This window comes from Bilophila wadsworthia ATCC 49260, assembly GCF_000701705.1.
GTDB classification, from domain to species: domain Bacteria; phylum Desulfobacterota; class Desulfovibrionia; order Desulfovibrionales; family Desulfovibrionaceae; genus Bilophila; species Bilophila wadsworthia.
On record NZ_JNJP01000065.1, the window covers coordinates 1 to 20,700 of the forward strand.

At 60.6% G+C, this 20,700-nt stretch carries 18 protein-coding genes; 5 read left to right on the plus strand and 13 right to left on the minus strand.

Annotated elements, in window-relative coordinates; all coding sequences use genetic code 11:
- Window positions 1-59: 59 nt before the first annotated feature.
- The 11 genes from T370_RS0116625 to T370_RS0116675 form a co-directional block, all read right to left on the minus strand.
- On the minus strand, window positions 60-902 hold the full coding sequence (locus T370_RS0116625) for a 4Fe-4S binding protein (RefSeq protein WP_029436379.1): 843 nt from the start codon (window positions 900-902) through the stop codon (window positions 60-62).
- Window positions 899-1,375: a 4Fe-4S dicluster domain-containing protein gene (locus T370_RS0116630; RefSeq protein ID WP_029436380.1), complete on the minus strand. Its 477-nt coding sequence runs from the start codon at window positions 1,373-1,375 to the stop codon at window positions 899-901. The genes T370_RS0116625 and T370_RS0116630 overlap by 4 nt, the downstream gene beginning before the upstream one ends.
- Window positions 1,376-1,385: 10 nt before the next feature.
- Window positions 1,386-1,709: a transcription initiation protein gene (locus T370_RS0116635; protein WP_009379541.1), complete on the minus strand. Its 324-nt coding sequence runs from the start codon at window positions 1,707-1,709 to the stop codon at window positions 1,386-1,388.
- Window positions 1,710-2,025: 316 nt separating this feature from the next.
- Entirely contained in the window at window positions 2,026-4,290 is a 2,265-nt protein-coding gene (locus tag T370_RS0116640) for a nitrate reductase (RefSeq protein WP_029436381.1), read from the minus strand.
- Between the two features lie 11 nt (window positions 4,291-4,301).
- A complete protein-coding gene (locus tag T370_RS0116645) occupies window positions 4,302-4,754 on the minus strand; it encodes a hypothetical protein (RefSeq protein ID WP_005029383.1) in 453 nt (150 codons plus the stop codon).
- The gene (locus T370_RS0116650) at window positions 4,754-5,332 is read right to left on the minus strand and encodes a cytochrome c3 family protein (protein ID WP_016360480.1); all 579 of its coding nucleotides are present in this window, start codon (window positions 5,330-5,332) and stop codon (window positions 4,754-4,756) included. Before T370_RS0116650 ends, T370_RS0116645 begins: the two co-directional genes overlap by 1 nt.
- Window positions 5,333-5,764: 432 nt before the next feature.
- Entirely contained in the window at window positions 5,765-7,396 is a 1,632-nt protein-coding gene (locus tag T370_RS0116655; RefSeq protein ID WP_029436382.1) for a polysaccharide biosynthesis/export family protein, read from the minus strand.
- Between the two features lie 100 nt (window positions 7,397-7,496).
- Entirely contained in the window at window positions 7,497-7,868 is a 372-nt protein-coding gene (locus T370_RS0116660; protein ID WP_029436383.1) for a DVU3141 family protein, read from the minus strand.
- A 258-nt stretch (window positions 7,869-8,126) separates the two neighbouring features.
- Window positions 8,127-8,744, minus strand: coding sequence for a pyridoxal 5'-phosphate synthase glutaminase subunit PdxT (pdxT, locus tag T370_RS0116665; RefSeq protein ID WP_029436384.1), 618 nt, complete (start codon window positions 8,742-8,744; stop codon window positions 8,127-8,129).
- 4 nt (window positions 8,745-8,748) lie between these two features.
- Window positions 8,749-9,633 carry a pyridoxal 5'-phosphate synthase lyase subunit PdxS gene (pdxS, locus tag T370_RS0116670; RefSeq protein WP_227328559.1) on the minus strand — a complete coding sequence of 295 codons (885 nt, stop codon included), beginning with the start codon at window positions 9,631-9,633 and terminating at the stop codon, window positions 8,749-8,751.
- 365 nt (window positions 9,634-9,998) lie between these two features.
- Complete coding sequence (locus T370_RS0116675) at window positions 9,999-11,924, minus strand: ATP-binding cassette domain-containing protein (RefSeq protein ID WP_005029395.1); 1,926 nt, start codon at window positions 11,922-11,924, stop codon at window positions 9,999-10,001.
- A gap of 388 nt (window positions 11,925-12,312) precedes the next feature.
- On the opposite strand from T370_RS0116675, the gene T370_RS0116680 reads away from it, so the two are divergent.
- Both T370_RS0116680 and dnaA read left to right on the plus strand, forming a co-directional pair.
- Complete coding sequence (locus T370_RS0116680; RefSeq protein WP_005029397.1) at window positions 12,313-13,395, plus strand: ABC transporter substrate-binding protein; 1,083 nt, start codon at window positions 12,313-12,315, stop codon at window positions 13,393-13,395.
- A 563-nt stretch (window positions 13,396-13,958) separates the two neighbouring features.
- Window positions 13,959-15,392, plus strand: a complete 1,434-nt coding sequence (gene dnaA / locus T370_RS0116690) for a chromosomal replication initiator protein DnaA (protein ID WP_029436385.1) — start codon at window positions 13,959-13,961, stop codon at window positions 15,390-15,392.
- A 325-nt stretch (window positions 15,393-15,717) separates the two neighbouring features.
- Here dnaA and T370_RS0116695 read toward each other — a convergent pair whose 3' ends face one another.
- Together T370_RS0116695 and T370_RS0116700 are read right to left on the minus strand one after the other, a co-directional pair.
- Window positions 15,718-16,830: a metal-dependent hydrolase gene (locus tag T370_RS0116695; RefSeq protein WP_005029400.1), complete on the minus strand. Its 1,113-nt coding sequence runs from the start codon at window positions 16,828-16,830 to the stop codon at window positions 15,718-15,720.
- A 273-nt stretch (window positions 16,831-17,103) separates the two neighbouring features.
- Window positions 17,104-18,129 carry a KpsF/GutQ family sugar-phosphate isomerase gene (locus T370_RS0116700; RefSeq protein WP_005029403.1) on the minus strand — a complete coding sequence of 342 codons (1,026 nt, stop codon included), beginning with the start codon at window positions 18,127-18,129 and terminating at the stop codon, window positions 17,104-17,106.
- A 309-nt stretch (window positions 18,130-18,438) separates the two neighbouring features.
- On the opposite strand from T370_RS0116700, the gene T370_RS0116705 reads away from it, so the two are divergent.
- The 3 genes from T370_RS0116705 to T370_RS25730 form a co-directional block, all read left to right on the plus strand.
- The gene (locus T370_RS0116705) at window positions 18,439-19,476 is read left to right on the plus strand and encodes an alpha-hydroxy-acid oxidizing protein (protein ID WP_156034451.1); all 1,038 of its coding nucleotides are present in this window, start codon (window positions 18,439-18,441) and stop codon (window positions 19,474-19,476) included.
- Between the two features lie 16 nt (window positions 19,477-19,492).
- The gene (locus tag T370_RS0116710) at window positions 19,493-20,365 is read left to right on the plus strand and encodes a YitT family protein (RefSeq protein ID WP_005029406.1); all 873 of its coding nucleotides are present in this window, start codon (window positions 19,493-19,495) and stop codon (window positions 20,363-20,365) included.
- A gap of 91 nt (window positions 20,366-20,456) precedes the next feature.
- The coding region (locus T370_RS25730) for a hypothetical protein (protein ID WP_211250530.1) at window positions 20,457-20,700 on the plus strand (244 nt) is incomplete at its 3' end.

Below are 20,700 nucleotides of genomic sequence, written 5' to 3' on the forward strand. Positions count from 1 at the left end.
GTGGGGGAAGGGAGGAGAGGGCTTTCTGCAGAAAGCCCTCTCCTCCCTTCCCCCACATTTCAATCCTTCTTCCCCAACGCCAAAGCGGCAGGGCCGCCGCCGTGGACGCGGGAACAGGCGAGTACGCAGGCACCGCAGTTGGTGCATTCCAGCGGCGAGGCCGAGCGGGGATTTCGGGGATCAAGGCCGAGCGAGCAGGCGCGGCGGCAGGCGGGTTCTCCTTTACAGGTACAATGGGACAGCGTGCGCCGCAGACGCGGGGCCACGGGCAGGCGGGCCATCAGCGCGAGCAGGACGGACTGCGGACAAACCCAGCGGCACCAGAGCCGTTCGCCCGTGACAAGCTCGACGGCGAGTACAGTAATCACGGGCAGAAACGGCACGGCAAAGAAGAGGAGATGCTCCAGAACGGTGTGGATTGTTTTGGAGGAGAGCGGAGCGGCGGCGGTCAGAAAGCCAAGGGACAGGCCGCCGGGCAGGGAAAGCTGGTTGAGCAGCGGAAAGCCGAGCAGGGGCACAAGCGCCAGCCCGACAAGCGCGATCACGGCCCGGGACCAAAATCCGTACTTAAACGGTTTTTGGGGACGTCTGCCTCGGATGGCGTGTACGAGTTCGGACAAGAACCCGAAAGGGCAGAACCATGAACAAAAGATGCGCCCAAGGCACAGGGCGACGGCGAGCACAACAAGCGCACCGGCTATCAAGCGCCAACCCGGAATGATGCCTGAAAGCCCTATCTGAACCGCGCCAAGAGGATCGGCAAACGGCAGCCCGAAAAAGTCGAAGGCGAACAGGCTGCCCTTCATGCCCGTGAAACCATCCCGGTTGAGCCACGGGAGCGCGGCAAGAAGCAGCAGGACCGCAACTTGTACCAGACGCCGCAGCCGCAAAAGGCGGATCATGCCTTCCCTCCCTTCTTTTGTACATCGGGAACCACGGCAACAGCGTTTTTCGGGCATACGTATACGCACATCCCGCACCCCACACAGCTCTCGCCCACAGCGGGGACGTACCCCATGTCCAGCACCATGCCTTCACCGCGCAGGGGACAGCGATCGTAACAGGTCATGCACATGGTTCCGCTTTCGATCCAGTTAAGGCAACGATCCTTGAAGATCACGGCTCTGCCCATGTTCGCTTCTTTCATGGCGGCCACGGGCCGCAACGCTCCGCTGGGGCAGGCCGGGGGGCATTTCATGCACAGCCAGCAAGGGATTTCGCTCGGCCTGATTTCCGGCGTGTGGCGTTCCGGCCCGAAGGTTTCCAGCATACGTACGCTTCCATAAGGGCAAGCCGCCGCGCATTGCCCGCAGTGGATGCAGGTTTTCAGAAAGGCGGATTCGGGCAAAGCCCCCGGCGGACGCAAGAAGCTCACGTTCCGCCTCCTAATCCAGCGGGTTGGGCGTTTCTCCGAAACAGGCCGGGCCGCACTTGCGGGGCTTGTGCTCCGGGCAAGAGATGTACCCCTTGTTTTCCAATTCGTCCTCATAGCTGATGGATACGAGGCCGACATTCAGCACGCCGTCCCAACCACTGAGTGCGCCAAGAGCATCCTCAATATACGCCGCGTCGGTTTCCATTACGGCGGCCAGCATACCGGGCACGCCCGTCTCTTGCGTATCCGCCACATCCTTTGAAGCGCACAGCCGTTCGCGCACGGTTCCGTACGCTTCCGCCGTGGTCTGGATGGTGATGCCTGCTATTGCCATAGAATATCCTTTGTGAAGCTTTTGGGTGAGGAGCGCACTCCTCACCTGCCTCTCTTTTTTTTCAACCCGTTGCCGGAACCACTTCATGTTCCGATGAGACGAATCAGAGGGGCCGTTCCCCGCTCCGCACAGTGGTGCGGGCAGCGTTTTCCCTCTAAGCGGACGGAGAGGAACCGGCTTTGTCGCTGAAGGAATGGAGAACAATGTCGGCACACGGGGCCAGCCACCTCTTCCCCTCCACTGGGAGGAGGGCCGTACCCGCCAGATCTGTTCTAGCCTGACGGGCACGGCATAACGCTTCTCCGGAAAGCGCAGGTTACGCCTTCTTGATCCGTGCGGCGCAGATCTTGTACTCCGGCTCGCGGGACGCGGGGTCGGTGGCGTCGAGGAACAGCTTGTTGACGAGCTTCTTCTTGTCGAAGAAAGGCACGGCAATGAGCCCCGGCTTGCAGGTGTCGTTGACATGCGCCGGCAGGGTAAGCGCATCGCGCCGCGTTTCCACGACGACCTGATCGCCGTTCTTGATGTTCAGCCGTGAGGCGTCCTCGGTGTTCACTTCCACAAACGCGGCGGGGTTGGCCTTGAGCAGTTCCGGGACCTTGCCGGTCATGGTCGCCGTGTGCCAGTGGTCGATGACGCGCATGGAGGTCAAGTAGAACGGATATTCCTGATCCGGCTCCTCGGCGGCGCCCTTGTAGGGGCGCATCCAGATGTTCGCCTTGCCGCTCGGGTTGCCGTAGAACCAGATCTTGTCGGGGTGATCCGCCGGAATGTTGGGATCTTCGCCGCGTACATAGCGCAGGTTCGTGCCGGGGTGCGTCTCCGTGGGGCAGGGCCAGATAAGGCCGGACTCGCGCTTCATGCGTTCACGGGTCATGCCGCCGAAGTTGTAGGGGCCCTTCATGGACAGCCTGCGCCATTCGTCCCATACGTCGGCGGAGTTGCGGAAGTTCACCAGCTTGGGATCGACGCCCGCGCGCTTGGCGAATTCGATCAGCGTATTCACGGTGGGGCGGCAATCCGCCGGAGGTTCGACCGCCTTTTCGATGAGCGAATAGCGCCGCTCGCCGCAGCCGTACGTGCCGTCGCGTTCGCACCAGAACGCGGGCGGCAGGATGAGGTCGGCGTACTCAAGCGTCACCGCGTCGGGGAACGCTTCGATGACGGTGATGAACGTGTCCGGATTGGACATGGCCTTGTGGACCTTGTTCAAGTTCGGCAACGTATGCGCGGGGTTGGTTTCGCAGATGATTATGGCCTTCACGTCGGCCTTGCCGAGGGCCTCGAACAGCGCGATGGTGTGATACCCCACATTGGGGGACATGGAATCCTGCGGGATGCCCCAGAATGCTTCCATCTGGTTGCGGTGGGCCTTGTTGGCGACCACGCGCCCGGCGGGGAGCAGATGGGAGAGCGAGCCCGTGTCGCGTACGCCGCCGCAGGCATTGGGCTGTCCGGTCAGGGAGAACGAGGTCGCGCCGGGGCGGCAGATCTGCCCGGTGATAAGGTGCAGGTTGTGGATCAGGTTGTTGGCCCACACGCCGCGGATACGCTGGTTGATGCCCATGCACCACAGGGACATGGTCGCGGGGGATTCCGCGAACAGGCGCCCGGCTTCCCATACCTGCTGCTCGGGGATGTTGCAGAGCTTGGCTACCTTGTCCGGCGTATAGTCCTCAAGGAACGCCCGGTAGTCGTCAAAGGTGGCATCCTTGCCGTCATTGGTCTTGAATATTGCGTACTTGTTGTAGAAACGCGGATTGTCCAGCTCTTCGTGCAGAATGACCCACGCCATGCCGTTCATGAGGGCGAGGTCGGTCCCCGGACGGAAGGCTATGTGCAGGTCGGCGATGCGCGACGTGTTGGTCCGGCGCGGGTCGGCCACGATGATCTTCACGCCGGGTTCGTTTTGCTTCCGGCGGGCGATACGGCGGAAGAGGACGGGGTGCGCTTCCGAAGTGTTGGAGCCGATGATGAAGAAGGCGGAGGCCCGGTCGATGTCGGCATAGGTGCCCATCGGTTCGTCCTTGCCGAACGTGGTCGTATAGCCGCCCACGGCGGAGGCCATGCACAGGCGCGGGTTGCCGTCCACGTTGTTGGTCTTGAACCCGGCCTTGAAAATCTTGTTCGCCAGATAGGATTCCTCGGTCAGGCACTGGCCGGAGCCGTACCACGCCACGGCATCGGGGCCATACGTATCAATGGTGGTGCGGAACTTCTTCGCCATGTGATCGAGGGCTTCGTCCCACGAAATCGGCTCAAGCCGGCCGCCCTTGGTGCGGCGGATCATGGGCTTGGTCACGCGGTCGGGCGAATTGAGCACCGGGATGAGGAGCGCGCCCTTGAGACAGAGGAAGCCCTGATTGTGGTTGTTGGGATCGCCCTTGATGGCGACGGCCTTGCCGTTTTTCACGCCGACCAGCACGCCGCAGCCGGTGCCGCAGTAACGGCAGACGCCCTTGACCCACTTTTCGGGGGTATTGGCTTCGGCGGCGCGGGCAACGCCCGCGGGTCCGGCCACAGCCGCCAGGGCGGCGCTCATGGCTGCGGAGCGGAGAAAATCACGTCGGGTCATTTGCATTGTCATTCCTCCTATTCCAGCACCGTCTTGGTTGTGGCTTGGCGGTTTTCATACACCTTTCCGTGCATGGGCCGTGCGTGATAGGGATGGCAGGTGGAGCAGTCGTCGCGCTTGCCGTAGAGGGCGGTCATCTTGTCGATGGCGAGGCCGTGGCAGGCCGCGCAGACTTCCACGCCGGGGACGCGCTTGAACGGGACAGCGCCCTTGCCGTCCGGCTGGCCGTGGCAGACCTGACAGCGGACCAGCGTGACGCCGTGCTTGCTTTCATACCAGTCCTGCGCAACCTGCGGCGTCACCTTGAGGTGGCAGCCGTAACAGTCGCCGATCATGTCGGCGTCCAGATGCTTCGCGGCTTCGCAGCGCGTCCCGGTGAAGGCGTTCTGGATGTAGGCGAAGAACCCGATCACCAGCAGGATCACTGCGGCTAACGCGATGATAAGAGGCTTTTTCAGCAGTCTGGCCATTACCTGACCTCCTTGAAGGTGAGCTTGCTGGCGAATGCGGCGTTGGCGTCGTAATGGCGGTCCTCGGGCGGCAGGTGCGCGATGTTGCGGTGGCACCCGGCGCAGCCGCTGCGGGACGATCCGTTCTTGTCCAGATAGTTGTCGTGGGCGAGGCGTCCGTATTCGGAAATCGCCCCATCGTTCTTGGCGTTGCGGTACAGATCCTCATGGCAGGCGCGGCAGTTGGCGTCATCCATGAAACGCCGCGCCTCCGGCTGGATTTCCCTCCGGTTGAGCGTCACGCTGCCGCCCGTTGTGGCGTGTACCCACAAGTCTTTGGTCCCCAGCCACGTTTTGGCCGACAGCATACGGACGATGTTGGTGCTCGGAATGTGGCATTGCACGCATTCGATGGCGTTGCCCCTCGCATCCTGCGCGTGGGGGGAAAGCGCCAACTCCTGCTGATGCACCCGCATTTCGTGACAGGACAGACAGAACGACGTCGATGAGGTGACATGCACCCCTATCGCCGTGCCTGCCAGCACGAGCACAACAAGTACCGTTGCCGCGATCCAGACTTTCATGGAGCGAAAGAACATACGATTCATCCCGTTCGCGGTTATAGTGCTTTTTTTCACACCATTGTCACGCAAACAGCAAAAAAGGTGCCATTTGGGCCTGAGTCTAACTGCCCGGAATCATGTCGGCGGGGATCCGCGCACTGGGATAGTGAGTCATCTTTTTCTGACTAATTGTCATGAAAAGATGACTTGCCTGATTTTTCGGACAATAAGGGAGAAGCGGCTCCCCCCGTAAGGTGGGAGCCGCCTGCCGCAAGTAGTACATGGCCGAACGGATAGATCGTGTATTTCTAGACTGTTGAGAAGTAGATCGCTACGCAGGATCCGGCGAAAACAGGGAATGTACGGGGGAGGGATTCGATAAGGCTGAATGCCTTGGGAAGGAGAGGATGGGGTTTGGGGAGGGAGGGGAACCTTTCTGAAGAAAGGTTCCCCTCCCTCCCCAATCTATTACAGATCTAAAATAACCTTGCAGGCGACGGCGACCTGATAGAGCACCTGCGAGATGTCCTTGACGGCCTGCAGGTTCTTGGATTCCACGCGAGGCAGGACGAGCACCTGATCGCCGGGCAGCACTTCCTTGGCGCGGGGGACGACTTCGCCGCTCGGATGGACGACGATGAGGTTCGATTCGTCGGCACGGTTGCTGAATCCGCCAGCCCCCTTGATGTAGTCGTCCATATCCTTGTCTTTGTTCCAGACAATGGCTTGCGGCATCATGACTTCACCGCTGATGAGCACTACATCGGTCTTCTCGGGAATGACGATGACGTCCCCGTCCTCAAGGGCGAGATCCGCGATGTTGCCCTTGGTGCCGACCACGACGACGCCCTCGGGCTGCACCTCCTTGGCACGGGAAATGAAATTGGACAGCATTTCCGCTTCCTTGGAGCGGATCTGCGCTTCATCGGAGCTGGCTGATGTAGCGGTATAGGCGTTCTGCTCCAGACGGCGCAGGGCGTCTTCAATGGCCTTCTTCTGGCGGACGGCCACGCTTTTGCGCTTGATGTACAGGCCTTCGAGGTTGGCGCGGCCCGGTTCCACGGCGATGTAGCTCATGACCTCGTGCAGGCGCGTGTTGCGGCGCACCGGGAAACGCGACGCGCCACGGATGGCCCCCTGCGCTTCGACCATGATGGTATCCCCGGGACGATCCGCGAGGAACCTGATCTGATCGCCGTTCTCAAGGCGCAACGCCTTGAAGTCGTTCATGGGCAGATACAGGTTGTAGGGAGCGCCGCCGCGCGATCCGCTGAGGCTGACGTGCGTGGCCCTCGGCTGCGGATCGGCAAGCTCGATGAGCTTCGCGCCGGTCAGTTCGCCGGGCTTGAATTCAAAGCGCGCCGTATTGCGGACTTCGCCGGAAGTGATGACGGAAGGCCCCTTTTCGCCGACAACAACGGTGTCGCCGTCCTGAAAGCGGATATGCGGCATGGCGCCTTTCAGTGCAAAGGGATAGAGGTCGAACGAGCCCACTTCCTGCCCTTGGCGCAATACGCGGATATTGCGGTAGCTGCCGCGCTTGGAGTCGATGCCGCCCGCCTTGTCGAGGAAGGCGAGGATGGTATCGGACGGCGTGCCCGTATAATTGCCGGGGCGGGGCACGAAGCCGGTCACGAAGATCGAGACGGGCTGGGTGTCCATCGGGCGGATATACATCTCCACATCGACCACGCCCGCCGCGTTGAGCTTGCTCTTGATGGCCTGTTCAAGCGGTTCTTTGGCATCGATGGGCAGGCCCGCCACAGGCACGCGCCCGACATCGGGAATGGTGATCATGCCCTCGGGATCGACGGTCAGGATATCGTCCATCGTGCGTCCGCCCCACAAACGCATGATCAGGCGGTCGCCGCTCTGTATGACCTTACTGGTCGAACTTTGGGAAAAGTGCCCTTGAAAGAGGTTGGTTCCAAACGGAGCGGGATCGGCTGCCGGAGCCGCAGGCGCAGCCGGGGCCGAAGCTGTGGCGGTCGCCGTTGCCGTGGCGCTGGCGGATGCGGCATCAGCGGCCGACGCCGGAAGGGCAAACGTCATAGCCAGCAGGCAACAAAGGAAAAACAGCAGATTACTGCGGGAAAACAAGGGATGCCTCCAGAGGGATGGTCGAACGGCGTCCAAAAGAGGACGACAGGAAACGCCCCTCCCGGCGCGCCGGAAGGGGGTGCTTGGATGTGCCGACAGGCTACGGCGTGGAAATGCCCTTGCCCCACACGCGGGGCATGAGCCGCCATTCGCCGGGGTTGCTTCCGTCGCCTTCCTGCCCGTTGTGGCAGATCACGACGATTTCCGCTTCATGCTGCGCCGAAAGCAGGGTAGCCCGCTTGCAGGTTTCGCCCGCTGCGGAAAGGAAGGCGTCTTCAAGCGTTACACGGACTTCGCCGCCGAAAGTTTCATCTTCTATGACCGCCGTAGCGCCTGTGGCGTTGGCGACCATGAACTGGGCTACGGGTGAAAGCGGTTGGGGTTCCACTGGGGGGGGAGTGGGGGCGCTCTGCCAAGAGCAGCTGACGAGGCCGCCGAGCAGGATCAGGCCGCAAAATTGAAGAAATCGCATATAGGTCCTCCGAAACGCCGGGATTCATGTTCCCGCTGTGAAAGCGTCCGTCTGGGTTTCTATACGTTGTCAGGCCGTGCTCTGTCCACTGGTATGGTATGGCTGGAGGAGGGAGGACGTGAGGAAGATTGGGGAAGGGGAAGAAACTTTTTGTAGAAGGGGACCCCCACGTTTATCCCCCTTCCCCGACCCTTGCAAAAGTCTTGGGAGGGAGAGGGGACTTTTGTCCAGAAAGGTCCCCTCTCCCCTCCTCAAGGCTTAATTCTTTCCAGCCATATCCACGACCCACTGATGAAGACGCAGGTCATCGGTCAACTCGGGATGGAAGGAGGTGGCGAGGACGTTCCCCTGCCGCACGGCAACGGGGAACCCGTTGACCCGGGCGAGTACCTCCACGCCGGGGCCGATCTTTTCAATGAGCGGCGCTCGGATGAACACGGCTTCGAGGGGAGGCTGATCCGTTGGATTGCCGTTCGCTGTGGGGAACGGGCACAGCTCCAGCGGAGTCGTGAAGCTGTCGATCTGCCGCCCGAAGGCGTTCCGGCGCACGGAAGCGTTCAAGAGGCCGATGCGCGGCTGCCCGGGATGATCGAGGATGTCCGAGCAGAGCAGGATAAGCCCCGCACACGTGCCGAATACGGGCATCCCGCTCCGGATCAGCTCGCGCACACGGTCCATCATGCCCCATTCGATAAGGAACTTGCCCATGACCGTGCTTTCGCCGCCGGGAAACACGAGGCCGGAGAGACCTTCGAGGTCTTCCCGCGTGCGGATTTCCACGGTTTCGGCTCCGCAGAGGCAGAGAGAGCGGACGTGTTCTCGGAAGGCCCCCTGAATGGCCAACACGCCGATGCGCGGAGCGGACGTTGCGGCCATCGGTTTACCAGCCCCGTTCCTGCATACGCTGTTCGGGCGCGATGGTCGAGATTTCCAGGCCGGGCATGGCTTCGCCGAGATCGCGGGAGACTTCGGCAAGAATCTTGTAATCATTGTAGTGGGTCACGGCTGCGACAATGGCCTTGGCGCGCTTGGCCGGATCTGTGGACTTGAAGATGCCGGAGCCCACGAACACGCCATCAAGGCCGAGCTGCATCATGAGAGCGGCGTCGGCGGGCGTGGCGATGCCCCCAGCGGCGAAGTTCACCACAGGCAGACGGCCTTCGGCGCGGATCTTGAGCACGAGTTCGAGCGGCGCGCCGTTTTCCTTGGCGAAGTTGGCGACTTCCTCTTCGGGCAGGGCGCACAGGGCGCGGACTTCGCCGAGGACCATGCGGCAGTGGCGCACGGCTTCGACGACGTTGCCGGTTCCGGGCTCGCCCTTGGTACGGATCATGGAAGCGCCCTCGGCGATGCGGCGCAGGGCCTCCCCGAGGTTGCGGGCTCCGCACACGAAAGGCACGGTGTAGTCGCGCTTGTCGATATGGAAGCGGTCGTCGGCGGGGGTCAGCACTTCGCTTTCGTCGATGTAGTCGACGCCGAGGGATTCGAGGATACGGGCTTCGACGATGTGGCCGATGCGCGCCTTGGCCATGACCGGGATGGTCACGGCGTCCATGATGCGGAGGACGATGGTCGGATCGGCCATGCGGGCGACGCCCCCGGCCTTGCGGATATCGGCGGGGACGCGCTCAAGCGCCATGACGGCGCACGCGCCCGCTTCCTGTGCGATTTTTGCCTGTTCGGGGGTGGTGACGTCCATGATGACGCCGCCCTTCAACATTTCGGCCAGGCCGGACTTGAGCTGGAACGTTCCTTTTTCCATGATCTATCTCCTTGAGAAGCTGCTGATTGCGTTGATGATGGACGCAACTTAACAGCGCTCCGGAGAACCGGGGGAGCGATCCGGCTGGTCATGGATCAATCTTTTTGGCGAGCGGGACAATGTGGATTGTCATGGTGACAATGCATGGAGGTAAAAAAGAATGTAAATACAGCTTGATGAAGTGTGACGGATAGTGTGTCACCTCAATGTGTGTCTTTTTAAAAGAGAACCTGTGCTCCCAAAAGACCTGCGAACAGGGATTCAATAAGCACAAAGCTCTTTGGAAAGAGTGGGGTGGGGTTTGGGGAGGGGAGGGAAAAGTGTGGGGTTCCCCCTTTCTTCAGAAAAGTTTTCCCTCCCCAATGGCTCTACTTGTCTTCGGCCTTGCCTTCCAGTTCGGCAATGCGGAACTCGACATCCTCCCAGCGCTGGAGAGCGGCGGTCTGCTCGTCGTCAAGCTCGGAGATGCGCTTGGCGGTAGCGTTGAATCCGTCGGGATCGCGCGCGAAGAAGCCGGGATCGTTGAGCCGGTCTTCCAGCGTATGCTGTTCGTCTTCCAGCGCCGCCATCTTGCCGGGCAGGGCTTCCAATTCGTCCTTGAGCATTTGAAGCTCGCGCTGTTCCTTGAAGGTCAGCTTGCGCGGGCCGATCTTGGCCGGAGGGGCCAGCGGCTTGGGTTTCGGCTTGTCGGTGTGGGCAGCCACGGGCTCGGGGCGCTGGCGCAGCCAGTCCGTATACCCGCCCACGTACTCGCGCACCTGCCCGTCGCCTTCGAGCGCCAGTGTGGTGGTGACGAGGTTGTCGAGGAACTCGCGGTCGTGGCTGACCATGAGCACCGTCCCTGAATAGCTGGCGAGCAGCTCTTCAAGCAGTTCCAGCGTTTCCACATCCAGATCGTTGGTGGGTTCGTCGAGAACCAGCAGGTTGGAGGGCATGGTGAACAGCTTGGCGAGGAGCAGGCGGTTACGCTCGCCGCCGGAAAGCGTGTGTACCGGAACCCTGAGCCGGTCCGATTCAAAGAGGAAATCCATGAGGTAACTGGCCACATGTCGCTGCTGCCCGTTGATGGTCACGGTGTCGTTGCCGTTCGCCACGTTGTCCATGACCGATTTTTCAGGATCGAGCGAGGAGCGGAGCTGATCGAAATAGCTGACTTCGAGCCGCGTCCCGTGCCGGATGGAGCCTTCCGTGGGTTCGAGTTCGCCGAGAAGGAGGCGGAGCAGGGTGGTCTTGCCCACGCCGTTGTTGCCGATGAGCCCGATGCGGTCCCCGCGCTGGATGATGGTCGAAAAGGCGTTGAATACGCGGTAGCCGTCTGGGTAGGCGAATCCCGCCTGTTTCGCCTCGATAACCAGCTTGCCGGAGCGTTCCGCCTCCTGCGCGAGCATGGAAACGACGCCCTGACGCGACACGCGGGCCATCCGTTCGGAACGCATGGCCTGCAACGCGCGGACGCGGCCCATGTTGCGGGTGCGGCGGGCCTTGATGCCTTGCCGTATCCACGCTTCTTCCTGCGCGAGTTTCTTGTCGAAGGCCGCGGCCTGTTTTTCCTCGGCGTCGAGGCGTTCCTCCCGGCGTTCGAGAAACTGGTCGAACGTGCAGGCATAACTGTAGAGCTGGGAGCGGTCCACTTCCACAATCCGCGTGGCGAGGCGGCGGACAAAAGCACGGTCATGGCTGATGAAGACGAAGGTTTTGACCCGCCGGACGAGGAAATCTTCCAGCCACGCGATGGTCTTGATGTCCAGATGGTTGGTGGGCTCGTCGAGCAGCAGGTTTTCGGAGGCGACGAGGGCGCGGGCCAGCGCCACGCGGCGCTTGTTCCCTCCGGAAAGTGTGGCGAAGTCCGCCTCGGGATCGAGCCCGAGCTGGTTGATCGCCTCAAGGATGTCGCCGTGGCGTTCCCAGCCTTCTCCGCTCTGGAGGAGGTCGCGGGCCAGCGCCAGTTTGGCGGCGGAGAGCTGATCCTCGCGGCCCGTGGCAATGAGATGGGCGGCGGCCAGCGCTTCGCCTTCCTTGCCGAGCCCTGAGGCCACCACGCCGAAGACCGGGCCGCTCCAATGATCGGGCACGGCCTGCGGCATATGTCCGAACGTGACGCCCGGCGTGCGGACGATGGTGCCGCCGTCGGGCGTGAGGTCGCCGGACAGCAGGGCCATCAGGGACGACTTGCCGACGCCGTTGCGCCCGACGAGACAAACCCGCTCACCCTGCTCCACATGCAGGTCGGCGGTATCGAGAAGCGTCTTGCCGCCCAGATTGAGCGTGACGCCCTGTAAACTCAAAAGTGCCATGAACTCCCTCGCAGGATACGCGAAAACGGATCGCGGGAACGTTTGTTGCGTAAGAAAGAGCGCGGCGGGAACGCTTGGGGGCCTTTCCGGTCGGCCCGGAGCGCGCCGCGCGGCGCTGACGGTACGGATTCTGCCCCGAAAGATATGCCGCTTCCTTAAAAGAAGCAAGGGAATGGCCCTGATGCCGTTCCTGCCGCCATGTCGGGCGTGATGATGCGGCGCTTGTTCCATGATTCTTTTGACACCGAAAAACTCTGAAGAGCGCCCCGCGTTGCCACTGCCTTTTTTTTGAGGTATGGTCATGGCAAATGTCCTTGGCTGTTCTGTGGGGAGTGGCTCTGTTCGGAAGCCGGGGAAACGAACGTTCTCATGGGTGGATGAGGAAATCATGAAAGTGCGCAATCCCTTTGCTGGTCTGTTGGCCCTGTTTTTTGTGGTCGCGTGGTGCCTGAGCGGCTCCGCAGCGTTCGCCAAGCCCCTTGTGCCTCTTCGCACGGCATGGCTCGGCGAGCATGAAACGTTTTTGGTCTGGTACGCCAGAGAAAAGGGATGGGACAAGGCTGAAGGGCTGGATCTCGAATTGCTGCCCTTTGAATCCGGTAAAAACGTCATTGACGAAATGCAGTCGTCCAATTGGGCCATTGCCGGCGTTGGCGCCATGCCCGCGCTGACCGCTTCGTTGAGCAGCCGCCTGTACATCGTCGGCATCGGCAACGACGAATCCGCTTCCAACGCTATTTTCACGCGTGCCGACAGCCCCATCCTCAAAATGAAGGGTTTTAACCCCAACTGCCCGGAAGTGTACGGCAATCCCGGATCCGTGCGCGGGAAGACCTTCATCGTCCCCAAGGGTACGTCCGCTCACTACATGTTGAGCCGCTGGCTGCACGTCCTTGGCCTGAACGAGCGTGACGTCAACATCGTCGACATGCAGCCGTCCGAAGCCATGAAGGCGTTTGCCGACGGCCAGGGCGACGCCATCGCGCTGTGGGCCCCCCAGACCTTTGAAGCCGAAAAGCTCGGCCTGAAGACCGTCGCGCACTCCAGCGACTGCAATGCCCGCCAGCCCATCCTGCTCGTCGCCAATATGGATTATGCCAACAAGCACAAGGGCGATATCGTGGCCTTCCTCCGCGTGTATCTCCGCAGCGTGGACATGATGAAGAAGACCCCCGCCGAGGACCTTGCCGACGACTACATGCGTTTCTACAATGCGTGGACCGGCAAGACCATGACCCGTGAGGAAGCCATCCGCGACATCAAGGATCACCCGGTATACGCTCTCGACCAGCAGCTTGATATGTTCAAGCAGAGCTATGGGACCAGCGAACTGCGTGAATGGCTGCACGATATCGTTTCCTTCCAGAACGAGACCGGCGAACTGGATCGGCGTGACTTGGCCCGCCTTGAGCGCCTCCATTACGTCACCGACATTTATCTGAAGGCTGTGAAGGCACCCGCCAAAAAGTAGTTTCTCGCACCGAAAAATGTTTTTGAAGGTGGTTCCGGGATGTTGCGTTCCGGAACCACTCTTGTTTGAGAAAGAGGAGGCGATTTTTGTGAAGTTCTGTTTGACTTTTTCCGTTTGTTTGAGAAAAATCGCCTTCCGTCTTGTTTCTTCCCGGAAAAACGCAGGCTGCCCGTGTTCTTTTCGCGCGGCCCGTTTTTGTGTGTCCGTTTAACCGGAGCGGCTCCGTGGCCGTTCCGGTTTCATCTGTGTGCCATACGGGTAACAGGTCGGTATCAAAGTATGTTTTTGAAAAATGAAGGGATCTTGAGCTTTTTCAAGCCGTGTAGGAATACGGTTGTGGAAAAGTTTTTCACAAGCCAGTGCATAACAAGGGCCCCTCATATGAAAACCCTTGTCTCCCAAGGGTAAAGAAAACATCGGAGAAGTGGCGGTATTGCAAAAAGGCCTGTCATTACGGGTAACTTTTTTATCCTCCTTTGTGGGAAGCCTTTTGCGCCCCGACGGGCAGAAACTCCGCGAATCTGCTTTGTCACAGGACAAGTCAAACGCTAGAAGAATCGGATATGAAAACTCAGTGGCTCAAAATCTGTGAAGATCTGCAAAACAGGCTCAATCCCGGCACCTACAAGGTTTGGGTTGCGCCTCTCACCGCCGACCTTGAAGGGGAGGGGAAGATCCGTCTGTCCGCCCCCAATGGATTTGTGGCGACGTGGGTACGCGATCGCCTGCTGAACGACATTTCCGATGCGGCTTCCGCCATTTTCGGGCGGACGATGGAGATCAGCGTGGTTGCGGGCAATCCTCCCGCCAAGCCGAGCCGTTCCGTTCCGGGGCGTCCTGCCGTCTCCGTTGAGGGTGAGCCCGCTCCGTCCCGTCGTCCCCGTACGGCTCCCGCGCCCCGTCCGGTGGCCGCTCCGTCTTTGCTTTCTTCCGCTGCCGAGCAGCTTTCCCTGCCCATCACCATGCCCGTGAACCAGTCCGTCCCGCACAACTGGCGGTACGCGTTCGACAGCTTTGTGGTCGGCCCCACCAATGACATGGCCTATGCCGCGGCGCGCAACATGGCGCGTTCCGGTGCCGCCGTGGATACCTTGTTCCTCAGCTCCGGGCCGGGGCTCGGCAAGACGCACCTCACGCAGGCCGTGGGGCAGGCTCTGTGCGAGGCCAGCAACCGCTCCAATCCCAAGGTCGAATATCTGACCGCCGAAGAGTTTTCGAGCTGTTTCGTGCAGGCCCTCCAGTCGAGGACCGTGGATCGCTTCAAGGGGCGTTTCCGCGATGTGGATTTGCTGCTCCTTGAGGACGTGCACTTCCTTCAGGGCAAGGAAAAGATGCAGGATGAGGTGCTTTCCACCATCAAGTCCCTGCAGGAAAAGGGGAGCCGCGTCGTCCTGACGAGTTCCTTTGCGCCCTGCGAGCTGCGGAACGTGGACAACAGCCTCGTGTCGCGTTTCTGTTCGGGGTTCCTCGCCGGTATTGAAAAGCCCGACGCCAGCACGCGCCGCCGCATCCTTCAGGAGAAGGCCCGCCAGAACAACGCGCTGTTGTCCGATACGGTGGTGGATGTGCTGACCGAGCGCCTCACCGGGGATATCCGGCAGTTGGAAAGCTGCGTGCATAACCTGTTGCTCAAGGCCAAGTTGCTTGGCTGTACCATTTCCGTGGAAATGGCGCAGGAAATTCTGGCGCAGTACAGCCTTGACGATCCTTTTGTGGATGTGGATTCCATTATCCGCAAGGTGTGCGAAGGTTTTGGGCTCTCGCCCGAGCAGTTGGCCTCCCGCAGCCGCAAGCAGAATCTGGTGGTGGCCCGCAACACGATTTTCTATCTCGCCCGCAAGCACACCGAGTTGTCCTTGCAGGACATCGGCGACAAATTTTCCCGCCGGCATTCCACGGTGCTCAAGGGCATTGCTTCGGTTGAGCGCGAGCTGCGCCGCGAGTCGCCCCTCGGGCGTCAGATTGCCGGCACGCTGGCTTTGCTGGAGCGGCGTTAGGTTTCCTCCCGCCCTTTCCAAAGGATTTTGACTTTATCGAATCCCTCATTGAGGGGGTCGGGTTTCGTGAATGTTTTTTTGAAAAGACAAGGGCATCCCGTTGGATGCCCTTTTGCGTTACGGCGTTAGTCGATTAAGGGAGCGAAACGACCGAAACATGCAACCACTCGCTTGCGGGTAGCTGCTGATTGGAAAACGGAGGAACTCCCTTCAGCCTTGCCTCCCCATTTTGTAAAAAAGCCTTGGGAAGGAGAGAAGAGGGGGGAGGAAAACCCTTCTCCAGGAGGCTTTCCTCTCCCCTCTCCCGATTTTCCTCTTTCTTTTTTCACTCCACAGGCGGATTCCAGCCGCTGTCTCCGCCCGCGCCGGTGGTGGTAATGAAGCGGACTGCGGAGACCCTGCCATCCGGGGCGACGCGGGCCATGATGCGGAAGGTCGTGGGCTTGCCGTGCCGCCGTACCTGAATATCGTCAACCCAGCCGATGGTCGAGCCGAAGCGCAGATCGCTGAATACGTATTCTGTATATCCCTCAAGGGGCCCCTCCAGCGGAATTTCAGCCTCAAGGGCGGGGTAGAGGGCAAAGCGCTCGTACGCGCGGAACATGCGGTCCTTTGCGGCAAGCTCGGCCCAGAGCGGCTGCGGCGGCTTGGCGTAGGCAATGAACGTCTGAGGCTCCTCCGTGAATACCGTATAGCCCGCCACGTCCCAGACGCTCCCGCGATCCAGAATGAGCTTCCAGTGGAAAGGCGTGAAGGCGTCGGGTACGAGGTGCACGGCGCGCACATCATCCCAGAGGCCCTTTCCACGCTGCCCGGGAGCCAAATCCTCACTGAGAAGCTCTTGGGTGAAAACGTCGGGCGTGTAATGGCTGTCCTTGAGATGCGCTTCAAGGCCCACCCGTGTGGCCAGCGAGCCGAGCGGATAGAGGATGGTCCAGAGCAGCAGGCCTATCATGACGGCGCGCCGCTTCCGCCAGAATATGAGCCCAAGGGCCAACGGCAGGAGAAGCAACGGGTCTACGATAAACAGCGCATTCAAACGTACCCTGTAGTCGCTGAACGGCAGAAAGACCTGCGTTCCGTACGAATTCATGCAGTCCAAAAAAATGTGATGCAGAATGAGCAGGTAGGCCGTGAGCCATGCCAGCGGCAGCGGCCAGCCGAATGGCGGAGAGTCGTCGGGGACTTTTGGGACGCGCCAGCGGTTCATCAGCCAGGGGATGAGGGCAAGGAGCAAAGCGAGCCCCAAACCGCCGACGAACGAATGGGTGATTCCCCGGTGGTATTCAATGTATTGCAGCGGGGTGCGGGTAAAGAAGACATCCATATCGGGAGAAGCCGCTACCAGCGCCGCCCATGCCGGAAGCCACCAGCGGCGTTTTCCCGGCAGGGCGTAGCCAATGACGGCTCCGCTCAAGGCATGTGTGATCGGTTCCATAGCGTTCCTTATCTTGCAAAAAAGAAGGGGAAGGGCTTTTTCCGTGAAAAGCCCTTCCCCGGTGTCTCGCCAAATGGTGCGGCGTATCACAGCGTTTTATGCCGAGCGCACGTGCCGCATCCAACAGGAAAATAGGCTCGGATTGCCCTTGCGCAAGCCGCTACCCCCAGAGAGCCTGCCAGCGTCAAAAGCGACTAAGGGAGTACGGGGGATGCATTGTGGGCGGCGTTGTGGGAATACGGTTTTTCTAGAAAACAAGAGCCATTGCGGACATCAATGTTGCGAAAAGGCAACGCTGCCCTGACCAAGCAGGTCGTGCATGTGGACCATGCCGAGCAGGCGGCGCTCTTCGTCGGCGATGGGCAATACCGTGATCGCTTTGCTTTCCATGAGTTCAAGAAGCGTGGCGACCGTATCGCTTTGGGTCCCGCAGCGGGGAGAAGGCGTCATGACGGTGCTGACCGGGGCCTCGGGATTGAGCGTCCCACGGCAGACGGCCCGCCTGACGTCGCCGTCGGTCAGGATGCCGCTGATCCTGTGTTCGTTATCGAGCAGAAGCACGGCTCCAAGCTTGCCTTGATCCAGTTGGCGCAGGGCTTCCGACAAGAGGCTTGTTTCGGAAAGCTGAGGAAGGCCCTCGGTCCGCATGACTTCGCTGACGTTGAGCTTCAGGCGTTGCCCCAGGCTGCCTCCGGGATGGTAGCGCAGGAAATCTTTTTCCGTAAATGATTTTAGCTGCATCAGACAAACGGCCAGCGCATCGCCGAGGGCGAGGACCGCAGTGGTCGAGGCTGTGGGGGCAAGCCCGTGCGGGCAGGCTTCACGGGGGACGCCCGAATGCAGCGTCACGTCGGCAAGACGCCCAAGGGTGGAGTCCTCCCGCCCCGTCATGGCGATCAGGCTGGTGCCGAGCGATTTCAGCGCGGGCAGGATGGCGTTCAGCTCCGCCGTTTCACCGGAATTGGAGATGGCAATGATGACGTCGTCTTTGCGGAGGCTCCCCAGATCTCCGTGGGCTCCTTCCACGGGATGGAGAAAGAAGGCCGGCGTACCGGTCGAGGAAAAGGTGGCGGCAAGCTTGCGGCCGACCAAGCCGGATTTGCCGATGCCGGTCACGACCACACGCCCGGTGCACGCCGCCAGAAGCCCCAGCGCAAGGACGAGGGGGGCTTTTTCCGGCGTCCGGGCGTTGAGCCGGTCCCGCACGGCGGCGAGCCCGGCGATTTCGGTATTCAGAACGTCCTGCGCGAGCTTGATGAGCGCGGCGGGTCCGGTATGGGAACGTACGGATTGTGTCATGGGAAAACGTCCTTGAAGCGGCATGGCGTGCCGCCGTTACAAGAGAAAAAGAGGGCGAACAGGAAGCATAGAAAAAGAATGGCCCGCAGGCAAGCTGGCGGGGGGCGGCCATCTCTCATGCGGAGAACAATATTTCTCAGCCTGTTGACGATATAAGTCGGTTCACGTACTCACGAAAGAGGCTGTTCCGTCCGTTTTTCCCCTCCTCGCATCCTTCTTTTACGATATGGAAGCCTTTCACAATATTGCAAGGCGAAGCCCGTTCGGGTATCCACCTCTCTCTATCATTTCATTTGGGAGTCCCCTATTATGGATATTAAGGAAGTCCGCGCCAACGCCAAAGAGCGCATGAAGGGTTTTTGCCGTGTTTGTCCCGTGTGCGATGGGCGCGCCTGCGCAGGCGAAACGCCCGGTATGGGCGGCATCGGAACCGGGAGCGCGTTCAAGAACAATGTGGCCGCGTTTGCCGGCGTCCGTCTGAACATGCGTCTGATTCATGAGGTCAAGAAGCCCGTCACGGAAACGGAGGTGCTCGGATTCAGGTTGCGCCTGCCCGTGCTGGCCGCTCCCATAGGGGGGACCTCCTTCAATATGGGCGGGGCCCTTTCCGAGGCGGAATATGCGCGGGCCATCGTATCCGGCTGCTGCGAAGCGGGCATTGTCGGCTGCGTCGGCGACGGCGCGCCGGATGAACTGCACGAAGCGGGGAATGCCGCCATCACCGCCGAAGGCGGCTGGGGGATTCCGTTCATCAAGCCGTGGGAAGGCGAGGAACTGGAGCGCAAGATGTGCAGGGCCGCAGCCACCGGAACCCGTGTGCTCGGTATGGACATCGACGCAGCCGGGCTGATTGCCCTGGCCCGTATGGGACGCCCCGTGTCTCCGAAAACGTGCGCCGAATTGGCAGCCATCGTGGATCGTTCGCATGAGCTTGGTATGAAATTCGTACTCAAGGGCATCATGACGGTCGAAGATGCCATCGCCGCCGAGCGCGCCGGATGCGACGGCATCGTGGTTTCCAACCACGGCGGGCGGGCTCTGGATCATACGCCGGGGACCATCGAGGTCCTTCCCGCCATCGCCGCGCAGGTCAAGGGCCGCATGGCCGTTTTGATGGATGGCGGCATCCGTGACGGGCTCGACGTGCTCAAGGCGTTGGCCTTCGGCGCGGACGCCGTGCTGATTGGCCGTCCCTTCTGTCTCGCCGCCGTGGGGGGCGGTTCCGAAGGCGTGAAGCTGACGGCGGATCATCTTTACAATCAGCTTGTGCGCAGCATGGTGTTGACAGGCTGCCCGTCCGTCCGCGAAGCCGGGCGCCACCTCGTCAGTACGGCCCCTCTCGCCTAATCCATACGGAGTTTTCATGAAAGTCAGTTTGCCTCAAAGAAACAAGCTCGCTCAGTCCATGTTGTGGAACCTGTTCCTGCTGACTGTCGGCGCTGTTTTCTTTTCTCTCGGCGCGCAGGCTGTGGCTGCGCATCACGGCTTCCTTACCGGGGGGATTTTCGGTGCCGGTCTGCTCGGCTGGTATACGACCGGGCTGTTTACGCCCGCGATCTGGTACCTGTTGATCAATATACCGTTGTTCTTCGTGTCGTGGTTCCAAATCGGGCGCCAATTTTTCTTCTACAGCCTGTACGGAAGCCTTGCGACCACGATCATCAGTGAACTTATCACGTTTCAGGTCCCGATTCAGGATCACTTCTACGCGGCGATTACGGCGGGCGTCCTTTGCGGTACGGGTACCGGGCTCATGCTGCGGACGCTGGGGTCCGGCGGCGGCCTGGATCTCATCGGTGTTATCCTGAACAAGCGCTGGAACATCGGCATCGGGCGGTTTAATTTCTGCTTCAACGCGGTGATGTTCCTCGCTTCTATGGCGACCATTTCCCTTGATATGGTCATCGTGTCGTTCATTCAGGTTTTCGTGGCTTCCGCGACTATCGAATACGCGCTCCGTATGGGCAGCCAGAGGAAGATGGTCTACGTGGTCACCGATCGGGGCGAGGCGCTGTGCGAGGCGATCATCGCCGAAGGCTACGGCGGCGCGACCGTGCTCAAGGGCAAGGGCGCGTACAGCGGCGGCGACCGCGAGATCATCCTTACCGTAACCAACAACATCATGTTGCGGCGTCTGGAGAACCTTGTTTTCGCCATTGACGACAAGGCCCTCTTCATCGTGGAGAATACCTTTTACGTTTCCGGCACCCGGTATCCGCGGAAGTCGATTATTTAGGAGAACCCGCCTTGGGAAGGAAGATGCCTTTTTTCAAAAGGGGCCCTTCCTCCTCCCCAAACCACACCTCCATCCTCCTCAAACTTTTGTAATGGCAGATGATGGTTGCTGTGACGCGGATGGCGGCTTTACCGGAGTCCCCCTGTTTTGCTCCAGAAGAGAACTATTTTCCGGATGCCATAAACAAAAGAGCCCTTCAGGAAGCATCCTGAAGGGCTCTTTTCATAAACACAAAGACGTGTTCCCCACTTCCCCCGAAATCGCCATGAGGGATTCGATAAAGACGAAAGTCTTTGAAGGGAAGGGGTGGGGTTTGGGGAGGGGAAGGGGAAACT

Bases quoted from the DNA above. Each gene is read 5' to 3' on its own strand.
- T370_RS0116700 (WP_005029403.1), bottom strand. From the start codon at position 18,129: ATGACACAATCCGTACGTTCCCATACCGGACCCGCCGCGCTCATCAAG.
- T370_RS0116675 (WP_005029395.1), bottom strand. From the start codon at position 11,924: ATGGCACTTTTGAGTTTACAGGGCGTCACGCTCAATCTGGGCGGCAAG.
- T370_RS0116705 (WP_156034451.1), top strand. From the start codon at position 18,439: ATGGATATTAAGGAAGTCCGCGCCAACGCCAAAGAGCGCATGAAGGGT.
- pdxT (WP_029436384.1), bottom strand. From the start codon at position 8,744: ATGGCCGCAACGTCCGCTCCGCGCATCGGCGTGTTGGCCATTCAGGGG.
- T370_RS0116635 (WP_009379541.1), bottom strand. From the start codon at position 1,709: ATGGCAATAGCAGGCATCACCATCCAGACCACGGCGGAAGCGTACGGA.
- T370_RS0116680 (WP_005029397.1), top strand. From the start codon at position 12,313: ATGAAAGTGCGCAATCCCTTTGCTGGTCTGTTGGCCCTGTTTTTTGTG.
- dnaA (WP_029436385.1), top strand. From the start codon at position 13,959: ATGAAAACTCAGTGGCTCAAAATCTGTGAAGATCTGCAAAACAGGCTC.
- T370_RS0116625 (WP_029436379.1), bottom strand. From the start codon at position 902: ATGATCCGCCTTTTGCGGCTGCGGCGTCTGGTACAAGTTGCGGTCCTG.
- T370_RS0116640 (WP_029436381.1), bottom strand. From the start codon at position 4,290: ATGCAAATGACCCGACGTGATTTTCTCCGCTCCGCAGCCATGAGCGCC.
- T370_RS0116650 (WP_016360480.1), bottom strand. From the start codon at position 5,332: ATGTTCTTTCGCTCCATGAAAGTCTGGATCGCGGCAACGGTACTTGTT.
- T370_RS0116710 (WP_005029406.1), top strand. From the start codon at position 19,493: ATGAAAGTCAGTTTGCCTCAAAGAAACAAGCTCGCTCAGTCCATGTTG.
- T370_RS0116660 (WP_029436383.1), bottom strand. From the start codon at position 7,868: ATGCGATTTCTTCAATTTTGCGGCCTGATCCTGCTCGGCGGCCTCGTC.
- T370_RS0116695 (WP_005029400.1), bottom strand. From the start codon at position 16,830: ATGGAACCGATCACACATGCCTTGAGCGGAGCCGTCATTGGCTACGCC.
- T370_RS0116645 (WP_005029383.1), bottom strand. From the start codon at position 4,754: ATGGCCAGACTGCTGAAAAAGCCTCTTATCATCGCGTTAGCCGCAGTG.